The sequence below is a fragment of the Ancylobacter sp. SL191 genome (genome assembly GCF_026625645.1).
Taxonomy (GTDB): domain Bacteria; phylum Pseudomonadota; class Alphaproteobacteria; order Rhizobiales; family Xanthobacteraceae; genus Ancylobacter.
In genome coordinates this window covers 1590409-1603446 of the sequence record NZ_CP113056.1, presented here as the reverse complement: position 1 = coordinate 1603446, position 13038 = coordinate 1590409, and the positions used below count along the sequence as shown (strand labels likewise).

Below are 13038 nucleotides of genomic sequence, written 5' to 3'. Positions count from 1 at the left end.
TGTTCCGTCCAATCATGAGCCCTTCAAGCGCTTGAGCCGTCGCCGTGACGACACCCCCCACTCCGCCCGCTTTCCAACGAATCGACGCGAGACGCCCCCGAATCACGTGCGTCGGCGGACTCTATCCTGCCCGTCCCTCCGGTGGAATCGAGCACGGACAAAGCCAGCGGCCCGTTGGATAGATTTCCTCAACCTCTGGAGCGTAAGACACAGTGGGTAGTGTGCGGCCCCGCACGGCTGGAACCGAGGCTAAAGACACGATGCGCAAGGCATGGGTTGCCGGCCTGTGGGCTATTTCTTCGCTGATCGTGGTGTTTCTCATCACCCTGCCGATCAGCCTCCAGGCCCACTTGATCGCCGGCTGCATCGTGGTGCTGGCCATGATCCTGCTGAAGACCTTCGGCCCGCCGGTCGGCGTCTTCCGCATGATCGCCCTGGCGCTCGGCACCGCCATCGTGCTGCGCTACGTCTATTGGCGGACGACCTCGACGCTGCCGCCGATCTCGCAGATCGAGGACTTCATCCCCGGCTTCATGCTCTACATCGCCGAGATGTACAGCGTGTTCATGCTGTTCCTCAGCCTGTTCGTCGTGTCCTCGCCCATGCCCTCGCGGGTCTCCCCGCCCATCCCGCCGGGCGAGGAGCCGACCGTCGACGTCTTCATTCCCACCTATAATGAAGACCCGCATTTGCTCGCCTCCACCGTCTCGGCCGCGCTGAGCCTCGACTACCCCGCCGACAAGTTCACCGTCTGGTTGCTGGATGATGGCGGCACCGACCAGAAGTGCCAGCAGGACGACATCACCAAGGCCACCGAGGCGCAGCAGCGCCGGGCGGAACTCACCGCCATGTGCGAGGGCCTCGGCTGCCGCTACCTGACCCGCGCGCGCAACGAGCACGCCAAGGCCGGTAACCTCAATAACGGCCTCCAGCACTCCACCGGCGACCTCGTCGTGGTGTTCGACGCCGACCACGCACCCACGCGCGACTTCCTGAAGGAGACGGTCGGCTTCTTCCTGCAGGACGAGAACCTGTTCCTCGTCCAGACCCCGCACTTCTTCATCAATCCCGACCCGTTGGAGCGCAACCTCGACACGTTCGAGCACATGCCGTCCGAGAACGAGATGTTCTACGGCATCATCCAGCGCGGCCTCGACAAATGGGATGCCGCCTTCTTCTGCGGCTCGGCGGCGGTCATCAACCGGCGGGCGCTGGCGGAGACCAACGGCTTCCAGGGCATCACCATCACCGAGGACGCCGAGACCGCGCTCGAGCTGCATTCGCGCGGCTGGCACTCGATCTATGTCGACCGCCCGCTCATCGCCGGTCTGCAGCCGGAGACCTTCGCCAGCTTCATCGGCCAGCGCTCGCGCTGGGCGCAGGGGATGATGCAGATCCTGCGGTTCCACTTCCCGCCCGGCAAGCGCGGCCTCTCGCTGCCGCAGCGCCTCTGCTACATGTCCAGCACGCTGTTCTGGCTGTTTTCCTACCCGCGGCTGATGTTCCTCATCTCGCCGCTGTTCTACCTGTTCTTCTCGCTGGAAATCTTCAACGCCTCGGGCGCCGAGTTCTTCGCCTACACGACGACCTACATGCTCGTGAACCTGCTCATGCAGAACTACCTCTATGGCCGCTACCGCTGGCCGTGGATTTCCGAGCTCTACGAATACATCCAGTCGATCTACCTGTTCCCGGCGCTGATCTCGGTCATCGCCAACCCGCACAAGCCGACCTTCAACGTCACCGCCAAGGGCGAGACGCTGGAAGAGGGCCATGTGTCGGAGATCGGCCGGCCGTTCTTCATCGTCTACGGCATCCTGATCGTCGGCCTGCTGGTCACCATCTGGCGGCTGGTCACCGAGCCGTTCAACGCCGATGTCATCATCGTCGTCGGCGCGTGGAACGTGCTCAACATCATCATCGCCGGCTGCGCGCTCGGCGTGGTGTCGGAGCGGCGCAACCGGCGCCGCACCCACCGCGTCGACCTGATGCGGCGCTGCGAACTCGTCATCGACGGCGTGTCCTACGGGGCGATGATCGACGACGGCTCGCTCGGTGGCGCGCGCGTGCGGCCGAACCCGAACGTCACCCTGCCGGAGCTGGAGCGCGGCCATGCGGCGGTGCTGCGCTTCAAGCCGATCGCCTCCAACATCGCCATCGACACGATGCCGGTCACCATCCGCAACGTCGAGCGTGATTCGGACGGCACGCTGGTCGGCACCGAATTCGCCCCCACCGAGCCGATGCATCACCGGCTGATCGCCGACCTGATCTTCGCAAATTCCGACCAGTGGAAGAAATTCCAGGAGTCCCGGCGCCGCAATCCGGGGGTTCTGCGCGGTACTATCAATTTCCTTCGAATTTCGATCTTTCATACCGGCCGCGGCCTGTCCTATCTGGTTCACCTGCACAAGCTGTGGCGGGAGCGACGCCAGCGCCCGGTGCTCGCCCCGGCCAAACGCGGATAATGACCATGCGCGCTCTCCACCCGATCGCGGCGCTCGGCTTCCTGGCCGCCCTCGCCGGTGCCGCAGCCGCGCAGCAGAGCGGCGCCGCCGGTCAGGGCACCGGCTTCTCGATGACGCCGCCGGTCTCCGGCTACAGCGCACCCGCAACCACCGCCCCCGGCGGCGTGCCGATGGCCCCGCCCGCCGGCAACCGCGCGCCCGCGCCGGGCAGCACCGCGCCCGGCCTTGCCGAGCAGGACGGTCCCGCCGCGCCGGTACGGGGCGAGCGCCTGCCCGCCACCGGCCTCGGCGTGCCCGGCGAGGCCGGCGCCCCGGCGCCCACCGCCGCCCCGTTCCAGATGCGCCCCGGCCAACCGGCGCCCGCCGCCGCGCGCGTCGCCACACCTGCCGCGCCGGCGGCGCCGCCCCGGCCCGACCGTTTCATCATCCCGCAGCAGCGCATGATCTTCGCCGGCGAGGCCGCCGCCCGCGCCTGGACGATCAACCTCACCCAGGAAGAGGCGAACCGGCAGGCGACCTTCCTGCTCAGCTACATCAACGCCGTCGTGGTGATGCCGGAGACCTCGCGCATCCGCGTCACCATCAACGGCCAGGCGATCATCGAGACGCCCATCGCCTCCTCGCAGGAGCCCTCGCGCTTCTCGGTCGCCGTGCAGCGCGGCACGCTGCGCGCCGGTGCCAACCTCATCCGCATCGACGTGGTCCAGCGCCACCGCACCGACTGCGCGGTGAACGCCACCTATGAGCTGTGGACCGAGATCAATGGCGAGGGCACTGGCCTGTCCTTCGCCGGCGGGCGCCCCCCGCTCACCGGCGGGCTCGACGACCTGCCGGCGGTCGGCTTCGATTCCAAGGGCATCACCACCATCCGTGTGGTCACGCCCGGCCCGATCGAGGGCGGCGGCTCGACCCGCGTGCTGCGTGTCGTGCAGGGCCTGTCGGTGCGCGGCCAGTTCCCCAACCCCTCCGTCACCCTTGCCGAGGGCGCGCAGGGCCCCACCCCGCCGGGCGGCCTCACCGTGGTGATCGGCACTGCCGCCGAGCTGCCGCGCCTCATGGCGAACGCGCCGGGCGATGCGCGCCAGCGGCCCATCACCACCTTCCTGGAGGATGACCGGCTCGGCGCGCCGACCCTCGTCATCTCCGGCCCGACCCCGGCCGATGTCGACCGTGCCATCGAGCGGCTGAACGACATCACCATCCCGCAGACCGACGCGATCAACACGCTGACCCGCTGGGCGCCGAGTGCCCCACTGTTCAACGGCGCACGCACCGTGCGGCTCGCCGATCTCGGCGTCAGCACGCAGGAGTTCTCCGGCCGCCGCTACCGCGCCGAGTTCCAGATCGCCCTGCCGCCCGACTTCTTCGCCGAGGCCTATGGCAACGCCAACCTCTATCTCGACGCCGCCTTCACCGCCGCGGTGCGGCCGGGCAGCCATGTCGACATCTATGTGAACCAGCAGATCGCCTCGACCCTGCCGATCACCGCGCGCGGCGGCGGGCTGTTCCAGCATGAGCCGATCTTCATCCCGCTGCGCAATTTCCGTGCGGGCATCAACCGGCTCTGGCTGGAAGTGGTGCTCGACACCGAATCCGACGCCCGTTGCCTGCCGGGCGCGACCCTGCCGGCCGACAACCGTTTCGTGCTGTTCGACAGCTCCGAATTCTCCATGGAGAATTTCGCCCGCATCGGGCGCATGCCGGACCTCGCCGCCTTTACCGGCGACGCCTTCCCCTATGAACTCGACGGCAGCCCGATCGCCGTGGTGCTGGCGCGGCAGGATGCCTTCACCCTCTCCGCCGCCTCGACGCTGATGGCCCGCCTCGCGCAATCCAACGGCGCGCCGCTGCCGATCGACGCCGCCCCCGCCTCGGTGACGCTCGGCGACCGCAATGCCATCTTTGTCGGCGGCATCGACCAGATCTCCGCCGGCGTGCTCGACCAGGTGAGCATCGCCGAATCCGTGCGCGCCAACTGGGTGGTCTCGGCTGGCGACGAGGGCGGCACCGCCAATTCGACGGACAGCGCCAATTACGACAACGTGCTGGAGCGGTTCCGCAACCGGCAGGCCGGGGATGCCGCACCGACGCCGTCGACCCCGCCACCGCCCGCCGCGCAGACCACGCCCGAGGTCTATGAACGCTGGCGTGACAGCGTGCAGGGGCGCGGCGGCTTCTACGCCATCATCGATGGCTTCGAGGCCTGGCTGCAGCGCACCTTCTCCATCGGCTTCAACTCGCTGCGCATCCAGGAAGGGCAGCGCACGCGCTGGGAGCCGCCGCCGCGCACCTCGGTGCTGATGGCGCAGGGCAACAGCACCAATGGCCGCTCGGCGTGGACGCTGGTGACCGGGCGCACCTCCGAGGCGCTGGCCGCCAACATGGTGCGCTTCACCGCCGATCCCGTCTGGAACCGCATCGGCGGGCAGGCGGTCGCCTTCCAGTCGGCCAATGGCGAGGTGGAACGGCGCGACGTGACGAGCTACCGCTTCATCGTCACCCAGCCGCTGACCTTTGGTAATTTCCGCATGATCGCGGCGAACTGGCTCTCGACCAACATCATGCCCTATGCCCTGATGCTGCTCGTGGCCGGCACCGTGCTCGGCATCGCCACCGCCTTCCTGCTGCGACGACTGGGACGCCCCACATGATGAGATACCTCGTAGCCGGCATTCTCGTGCTCGTCTGCGGGGTGTTTCCAGTGAAGGCCCAGAACATCCTGTTACCGATCGACGCCTGGAACGCCTACATGAAGGCGTTCGTCGACGATTCAGGCCGGGTCGTCGACACCGCCAATGGCGGCATCAGCCACAGCGAGGGTCAGGGTTACGGAATGTTGCTGGCCTATTTGGCTGGTGACAGAAGTAACTTTGAGCGCATATGGAGTTTCACGCGTACCGAGTTGCTGATTCGCGACGACGGACTCGCTGCATGGCGCTGGGATCCTGCTTCAAAGCCGCATGTGACCGACGTCAACGCCGCGAGCGACGGCGATCTGTTAATAGCCTATGCACTGGCTCGGGCGGGCAGGACTTGGGGATACCAGCCGTATATCGACAGCGCACAGAAGATCGCCCGCGCGCTCGGGCGCAAGCTGGTCGTGCGCGACGGCAGCCGGTCGATTCTTCTTCCCGGTGCCATTGGCTTCAGTTCAAAAGACCGGCCGGACGGCCCTATACTGAATCTATCCTATTGGATATTCGAAGCTTTTCCGGTGATGAAGCAACTCGCGCCGGAGACCGACTGGGACGCCCTGTCGCGCTCCGGCATCGAGCTTCTGCGCATTGCGCAGCTTGGTCCCGCGCGCCTGCCGCCCGACTGGATATCCGCCCCGACGAATGCACCGGTAACCGTGGCCGAGGGGTTTCCCCCGGTCTTCGGTTACAATTCGTTAAGGATATCTCTTTACCTGTTGAGGGCAGGGATTGCGGACGCAGAGCTTCAGGATTCGTTCCGGAGGAGTTGGCTGACCGAGAACGGGGGAACCCCCGCGGTTGTCGACATTCCCACCGGGCGCGTGGTCACGCGGCTGACCGAACCGGGCTATCGCATGCTCGGCGCGGTTTTGGCCTGTGCCCTCGCGGCGACCCCGATCCCGGACGATCTGCGGCGGTTTGAGCCTACGCTCTACTACCCGTCGACTTTGTTTCTTTTGGGCTGGGCCTTGGTCGCGGAGAAGTATCCGAGATGTCTCTAAAGCGAGCTGCTCTGCTGATCATGCTGGGAGGCGCCGTCCTCCCCGCGATCGCTCAGCAGATCGAGCTCCCGACAGGCTCCGGATCGACCACCAACCGCCCCAAGGTCGACGAGACCGCCCTGCGCTACTTCGCCTCCCAGGGTGATACGCGCCGCCTCGAAGCCGAAATCGCCCGCCTGCGCGCGCTCTACCCGGACTGGTCCCCGCCCGGCGACCTGTTCGGGCCGCAGTCCGATGTCGAGCTCGAGCGCATGTGGAAGATGTATGCCGAGGGCAAGTACAGCGATGTGCGCAGCGCCATCGCCGCCAAGCAGGCCGCGGATTCGTCCTGGGAGCCGCCGGCCGACCTTCTCGCCCGGCTCAACGAGGCCGAGACCCGCCAGCGCCTCATCAACGCCTCGGACGGCCAGCAGTGGAACACCGTGCTGCGGCTCGCCACCGACCAGCCGGGCATCCTGACCTGCACCAATGTCGACATTCTCTGGCGCGTGGCCGAGGCCTTCGCCAAGACCAATCAGGTGCCGCGCGCGCTCGACGCCTACACCTATGTGCTGACCAACTGCAACGACGCCAATGAACGGCTGGCGACGATGCAGAAGGCCATCCCGCTGCTGACCGACGATCAGATCGCCAATCTGATGAAGCTCGAGCGCAAGGATGCCGAGGGCAAGCCGGAATTCGACGTGCTGCGCGACGATCTCATTCGCCGCCGCATGGGCGCCGCCGCCGAGAACCCGGAATATTCGGTCCCCGAGGCCGACATCAAGCGGCTCGAAGTGCTCGCCAAGCAGAATGACCAGCCGGGCGACCCGCTGCTGCTCGGCTGGTACCTGTTCCGCCATGACGAGGCGCGGCGCGCACTCGACTGGTTCAAGATGGCGCTCGACCGCAAGGGCGGCCCCAAGTCGGCGGAAGGCTATGTGCTGGCGCTGAACTTCCTCGGCCGCGCGCTGGAAGCCGAGCCGATCGCCTTCGAGTGGCGCGATTCCGCGCCCGAGAACAACAAGGCCTATCTCGACGTCGTCATCAGCCTGCTGACGGCCGACCCGCCGCCGGTGCTGGACGAGATCGTGCTGGCGCGCTTCAGCCCCGTCGTCATGCGCGACAAGTACGTGCCGGGCGCGCAGGCGCTGGGCTGGTACGCCTATAATACCGGGCAGATCGTCACCGCCCAGTCCTGGTTCGAGACCGCGCTGAACTGGGATCCGAATGACGAGCCCTCCGCCTATGGCCTGGCGCTGACCTTCTGGCGCCTCGGCGACCGGGCGCGCCTTGCGGCCATCGTGCAGGCCTGGGGCGCCCGCTCCGAGCGCATCGTCGCGCTGGTCGATCCCAATGTCCGCGCCCGGCTCGAGGCGCGCAACGCCCAGACCTCGCAGCTGCGCATCACCGATCCGCTGGTGGCCGCCGCCGCCCGCATGACCCCGACCCCGACGCTCACCCCGCCGCCGATCGGCCAGCCGACCATCGGCGCCGGCCGCACCTATGCGCCGGGCGCGGTGAACTACCCGACGGCGCCGAGCGCCACCACCGCCATGTCCTATGCCGGGCAGGCGTTCCAGCCGATCCCCCAGCAGTTCCAGGGCACCCAGGGTGTTCAGTACCAGGGCGCGGTGCGCACCCCCGGCACGGCGCAGTTCCAGCCGATCCCGCAGCAGGGCGGAAGCTACGCCGCGCAGCCCGGCGCCGGCTTTGCGCCCATCCCCGCCGTGACCGCCGATCAGGGCTATGCCAGCGAGGCCGTGCCCACCCCGCCGCGCCGGCGCAACCTCGCCCAGTCGACCGCCCGCTCGGGCAATGCGGCGGCGGGCGGCGGTTCCGGCGGGGCGGCCAGCGAGGCGGTGGCCCGCGGCTGGCAGCTCATGGAGCTCAACCGGCCGATGGAGGCGATCCCCTCCTTCGACTACGCCATCAAATACGGCTCGGGCCGCGTCGCCGAGGATGCCGCCTATGGCAAGTCGCTCGCCTATATCCGCAAGGGCATGACCAATCAGGCGCAGGCCGCCGCGCTCGAAGCGCCGCAGAACCCGCGCCGCTCGCTCCAGCTCACCGGCGACCTTCTCGCCCAGCGCGCGCTCGAATTCTACCGCGACGGGCGCTATGTCGAGGCGATCATCGCGCTCGACGAGCGTGCCCGGCTCGGCCCGGAGCAGCAGGATCTGATGATGCTGCGGGCGTGGAGCTACTACCACATCCGCGACTTCAGGTCGGCCAACCGCCTGTTCAAGGCGCTCTCGCTGCAGGGCAACAAGGAAGCCATGAGCGGCGTGCTCGCCGTCGATGCCGCCACCCGCAAGACCCGCGACGCTTACTGATCCGCGACGCCTGCTGAGGCCGTCGCCGGGCTGCGGGAAGAAATGGCGGAAGAGAGTGGGAGTCGAACCCACCAAGGACCGTCTCGCGGCCCCTACCGGATTTGAAGTCCGGCCCCATCACCGGATGGGACGCTCTTCCATCGCCCGCCTGTCGCGGGAACCTTACTGTCGCCGATCGCGCCGAACAGGTCCAGCCGGTGCGGGTTGATGCGGCGCTGGTCGCCCCGGCGCAGCGTCACGCCGTGGCGATCGAGAAACTCCAGAATCTGGATCGCCACCTTGCGGCCGGCCGGCGCGGCGTCGCGCTCCACGCGGTCGCGAAAGGCGCTGGCGCCGAACTGCCGGTCGGGTGAGGCCGCGGCGAGTTCGGCCGCCATGCCGACCAGCTCGGCGACGCTGGCGCGCAGGAAGAAATGATCGTGCGCCACCTCGTCCACCCGGCCGAGCCGCGCCAGCAGCTTCATCAGCCGGCGAACATCCCCCTCCGCCTCGCCCAGCAGCCCCGCGAGGTCGCGCACGCGCGGCGGGCGGAAGCGCTCCGCGCCGCCGAGCCGGGGAGCGATGGCCTCCCAGACAATTTCATCCGCGTGGGTGAGCCGCACCTCATGGCCGGCAAGGCGCACCCAGGCCCCCTCCAGCACCAGCCCGCCCTCCACGGCGAGCCGGCGCAACGCCTCGGTAAAGGCAGGCTTGGGCAGGCGCGGGGTGAGGGAAAGCCGCAGCTTCTCCACCCCCATGCCGGCAAGGTCCGGGTTGGCGGCGTGGAAGCCCGCGAGTGTTTCCAGCAGCGCCTCGCGGTACAGCGCCCAGCGCCGCGCCGAGAGGACGATGCGCGCGCCGGGCGACCCGAAGACGATCAGCCCCAGCGCCACCGCCAGACGTTCCGGCGCGCCCGCCTCCAGCGCCCGGTCGCGGGCGAAGGCGTCGAGATCGAGATGGTACGGATCGAGATCGAGCAGCCGCGCCAGCACCGCTTGCGGGTCATCCCCTTCGAGCGCGGCGAGCTGCGCCAGACGCTCCGGCGTGCGCCGCTTGCGGGCGGGGGCGCGCAGATCGAGAAACCGCCCGCCGCCAATGGTGCGTTGGGCGGAGGTGTCGCGGATGACATAACGGTCGCCCACTGCCGCGGCGATCGGCCGGTCGAGCACGAGCTGCGCGAGCCCCGCCCCGCCCGGCGCGATCGCCTCATCCGACAGCGGCACCAGCCGCGCGCCGACCTCCACCGAGGCATGGTGCAGCCGCACCGGGAACCACGCGTCAAGCGGCTTCGGCTCACCCGCCAGCACGGTGACGCTCGCGTCGATCCGCAAAGTTGGCGCGTGCAAAGCAGGGTCGAGCACCATGTCGCCGCGATGGATGGCGTCATGAGTGATGCCCTCGCCGGCGAGATTGAGCGCGCAGCGATCCCCGGCGCGGCCCTCCTCCGCCCGACGGTTCTGCGCATGGATGGAGCGCACGCGCGCCGTGAGGCCGGGGGGGCTGACGCTCACGCTGTCGCCCACCCGCACGGCGCCGGACAGCACCGTGCCCGTCACCACCGTGCCGGCACCGGCGAGGGTGAAGCAGCGGTCCACGGCGAGGCGAAAACGCCCCTCCCCCGCGCGGCCGTGAAAAGCACGGGCGAGCGCGATGAGGCGTTCGCGCAGATCGTCCACCCCCTCGCCGGTGACGGACGAGACCGGCACGATCTCCACGCCCTCAAGTCCGGTGCCCTCGATGAGCGCGGCGATCTCGGCGCTCACCTGCGCCCGGCGATCCTCGTCGGCGAGGTCCGCCTTGGTCAGCGCGACGATGCCCTGGCGGATGCCGAGCAGGTCGATCAGCGCCAGATGCTCGCGGGTCTGCGGCATCACCCCGTCATCGGCGGCGACGATCAGCAGCGCCGCGTCGATGCCGCTCGCCCCGGCGAGCATGGTGTGGATGAACTTTTCATGGCCGGGCACGTCGATAAAGCCAAGCGTGCCGGCTTCGGTCGGCAGATAGGCGAAGCCGAGGTCGATGGAGATGCCCCGCGCCTTCTCCTCCTTCAGCCGGTCGGTATCGACCCCGGTGAGCGCGCCGACCAGCGCGGTCTTGCCATGGTCGATATGCCCGGCCGTGCCGATGATCATGGCGCCGCCCCCCAGCGCGTCGAGGCTGGCGAGGAAGCCCGCCTCATCCTCAAGGCAGCGCAGATCGAGGAGCAAGGCGCCCTCATTGACGCGCCCGATCACCGGCACCGGCAAACCGCGCAGCCGCGCGGCGAGGCCGTTCAGCGCCCCGCCCGAGCTATCGCCGGCCGGGCGGATGGCGAGCGCGGCGCTGGCCAGCGTCTCCAAAGGCAGCGCGCCGGAGCCGATCTGGCTGGCGCACGCGGCCACCTCGACGGTGAAGCCTGCCCCGAGCCGCGCCGCCACCGGCGCGCTCAGCCGTTCGGCCACCACGCGCAGGTCGTCGCGCGTGCGGGCGAGCAGTCGCAGCGTCGGCAGACGGGCGGCGAGGCGGTCCGGGTCACGGTAGAGCTTCAGCGTCGCCTCCAGCGCGGCGAGGCGGATCTTGTCGACCCGCAAGGCCCGCTTCATCGGGTTGCGGTTGACCTGTGCAATGAGATCCTTGCGCCCGACGATGAAACCGGTCTGCGGCCCGCCCAAGAGCTTGTCGCCGGAGAAGGTCACGAGGTCGGCGCCCTCCGCCACCGCCTCGCGCACGGTCGGCTCATGGGCGAGACCGATGCGGGCGAGATCAATCAGCGTGCCGGAGCCGAGATCGTTCACCAGCGGCACGCCGCGCGCCCCGGCAATACCCGCCAGCTCGCGCGCGCTGACCTCCTTGGTGAAGCCCTCGATGCGGTAATTGGAGGTATGGACCTTCAGCACCAGCCCGGTCTCGGGGGTGAGCGCGCCCTCATAATCGCGGGCATGGGTGCGGTTGGTGGTGCCGACCTCGACGAGCCTCACCCCGGCGCGGGCCATGATGTCCGGCATGCGGAAGGCGCCGCCGATCTCGATCAGCTCGCCGCGCGAGACAATGGCTTCCCGGCCGAGGCCGAGCGTGTTGAGCACCAGCAGCACGGCGGCGGCGTTGTTGTTGACGACGGTGGCGTCCTCCGCTCCCGTCAGCTCGATCAGCAGATCGCGCACATGGTCGTCGCGCTCACCGCGCGTGCCGGTGGCAAGGTCGAACTCCAGCGCCACCGCGCTGCGCATCGCGGCGGTTGCCGCCGCCACCGCCTCCTCCGCCAGCAGCGCGCGGCCGAGATTGGTGTGCAGCACCGTGCCGGTGAGGTTGAACAGCGGGGCGAGCGAGGCGCGGGAGGCGCCTTCCAGCGCGCTGGTGGCGGCAAGTGCCACATGGTCGGGCGAGGGCAGGCTCGCCAGTTTCCCGGCGATGAGGCCGGCGCGCACCTCGTCCAGCGCGCCGCGCACCGCCTGCGTCATTGGCACCCGGCCAAAGCGGGCGATGGCGAGCTGGCCGGCGGCCGTCTTCAGCACCGCATCGACGGCGGGCAGGTCGCGCAGGGTGGGGGGAGCGGGCGTATCCATGGCCGCGCCCTCAATAGCCGAGCAGGAACGGGTTGAACGCCGCCCGCCGGTACGGCCCCTCGCGCATCATCATGTCCAGCCCGAGCGAGCCGATATCGTCGGCTACCGGCTCGATGGTGATGTCCTTGTTCTGGTAGAGCACCTTCACATAGGTGCGGCACTCGTCGCAGGTCTCGGCCTTGATGGTCTCCGGCCCGCCCTCGATGCCCTGATAGCCGATGCCCTTGGTCGAGCCGCAGGCGCAGCAGCGGATGCGCACATAGTTCCACAGCGTGGAGCAGAGCGAACAGGCGCAGTAGCGGTTGCCATGGGCGTTCGGCCACTCGACGATGAGCGAGGCGACGGGGGGCCCGCCGCAGGCCGGGCACACGCCATCGCCCACCGGCACCAGCGCCTTTGAGTCGAGCGTCGCGGCAAGGCGCGCGGCATGCACCTGCAGCGCGGCGGCGACATAGACGTGCTCGGCCAGCGTCTCCACCGGCATGTCATGGGCGAGCACGTCCCGGACCATCTGCGCGCGCAGCGCCCCGTCGGCGAGGCGCACGCGGGTGAGCGCCGCCTCGGCCTCCTCCGGCATCTTCACCTTGGCGGCGGCGTCGAACAGTGCGTCGAGCGTGGCGTCCAGCGTGTCGTCGAGCTTCACGCCCGCGCGGTCGATGGGCGGCATCTCGAAGCCGCGGGCGCGCTCGAGCGCCTGCGGATCGGGCGCGGCGACGGGCGGCAGGGTCGGCACGATGCCGTGCTGGCCATCGACGATATCAGCCACGAAATTCAGGAACGGCGCCATCGGGCTCACCGCCGCATAGCTGCGCAGCCGCACAGCGCGGGCGCCGAACAGCGTCGCGGGATCGGGCAGGACCACGAAGGGCGGGGTGGAGACGGCACCGATCACGGAAGGATCGGGCTGAAGATCTTCAGGCATCATGTCCTCACGAACCACACGGGCCACGTGTTTCCTGGGCCGCCGCGGGGTTCTCGCGGCAACGCCCTGCTGCAGATCCGCGCGTGGAATGAAGCGCGGAATAGATTGGTCGATA

General features: G+C 69.0%; 6 protein-coding genes, 1 tRNA gene and 2 pseudogenes. 4 read left to right on the top strand and 5 right to left on the bottom strand.

Going from position 1 to position 13038, the window contains the following annotated elements:
* Window positions 1-260 precede the first annotated feature (260 nt).
* From bcsA to OU996_RS07215, 4 genes are read left to right on the top strand one after another with little or no spacing between them, the layout of a single operon-like run.
* On the top strand, window positions 261-2468 hold the full coding sequence (gene bcsA, locus OU996_RS07230) for a UDP-forming cellulose synthase catalytic subunit (protein ID WP_267584944.1): 2208 nt from the start codon (window positions 261-263) through the stop codon (window positions 2466-2468).
* Between the two features lie 5 nt (window positions 2469-2473).
* The gene (locus OU996_RS07225) at window positions 2474-5119 is read left to right on the top strand and encodes a cellulose biosynthesis cyclic di-GMP-binding regulatory protein BcsB (RefSeq protein WP_267584943.1); all 2646 of its coding nucleotides are present in this window, start codon (window positions 2474-2476) and stop codon (window positions 5117-5119) included.
* Window positions 5116-6165, top strand: coding sequence for a glycosyl hydrolase family 8 (locus tag OU996_RS07220; protein ID WP_267584942.1), 1050 nt, complete (start codon window positions 5116-5118; stop codon window positions 6163-6165). The genes OU996_RS07225 and OU996_RS07220 overlap by 4 nt, the downstream gene beginning before the upstream one ends.
* Window positions 6156-8480: a hypothetical protein gene (locus OU996_RS07215; protein WP_267584941.1), complete on the top strand. Its 2325-nt coding sequence runs from the start codon at window positions 6156-6158 to the stop codon at window positions 8478-8480. Before OU996_RS07220 ends, OU996_RS07215 begins: the two co-directional genes overlap by 10 nt.
* Before the next feature lie 43 nt (window positions 8481-8523).
* On the opposite strand, the gene OU996_RS07210 is transcribed toward OU996_RS07215, so the two are convergent.
* The 5 genes and pseudogenes from OU996_RS07210 to fdhE form a co-directional block, all read right to left on the bottom strand.
* A tRNA-Sec gene (locus OU996_RS07210) sits at window positions 8524-8619 on the bottom strand.
* On the bottom strand, window positions 8573-8758 hold the full coding sequence (locus OU996_RS21425; RefSeq protein ID WP_420712750.1) for a SelB C-terminal domain-containing protein: 186 nt from the start codon (window positions 8756-8758) through the stop codon (window positions 8573-8575). The genes OU996_RS07210 and OU996_RS21425 overlap by 47 nt, the downstream gene beginning before the upstream one ends.
* A pseudogene (gene selB / locus OU996_RS07205) lies at window positions 8747-10531 on the bottom strand (selenocysteine-specific translation elongation factor); the annotation flags it as partial. The pseudogene selB and the gene OU996_RS21425, both read right to left, overlap by 12 nt.
* Before the next feature lie 72 nt (window positions 10532-10603).
* Window positions 10604-12001: pseudogene (gene selA / locus OU996_RS07200) on the bottom strand (L-seryl-tRNA(Sec) selenium transferase); the annotation flags it as partial.
* A 10-nt stretch (window positions 12002-12011) separates the two neighbouring features.
* The gene (gene fdhE / locus OU996_RS07195; protein ID WP_267585629.1) at window positions 12012-12926 is read right to left on the bottom strand and encodes a formate dehydrogenase accessory protein FdhE; all 915 of its coding nucleotides are present in this window, start codon (window positions 12924-12926) and stop codon (window positions 12012-12014) included.
* Between the last annotated feature and the right edge of the window lie 112 nt (window positions 12927-13038).

Bases quoted from the DNA above. Each gene is read 5' to 3' on its own strand.
- bcsA (WP_267584944.1), top strand. From the start codon at position 261: ATGCGCAAGGCATGGGTTGCCGGCCTGTGGGCTATTTCTTCGCTGATC.
- OU996_RS07225 (WP_267584943.1), top strand. From the start codon at position 2,474: ATGCGCGCTCTCCACCCGATCGCGGCGCTCGGCTTCCTGGCCGCCCTC.
- OU996_RS07220 (WP_267584942.1), top strand. From the start codon at position 5,116: ATGATGAGATACCTCGTAGCCGGCATTCTCGTGCTCGTCTGCGGGGTG.
- OU996_RS07215 (WP_267584941.1), top strand. From the start codon at position 6,156: ATGTCTCTAAAGCGAGCTGCTCTGCTGATCATGCTGGGAGGCGCCGTC.
- fdhE (WP_267585629.1), bottom strand. From the start codon at position 12,926: ATGATGCCTGAAGATCTTCAGCCCGATCCTTCCGTGATCGGTGCCGTC.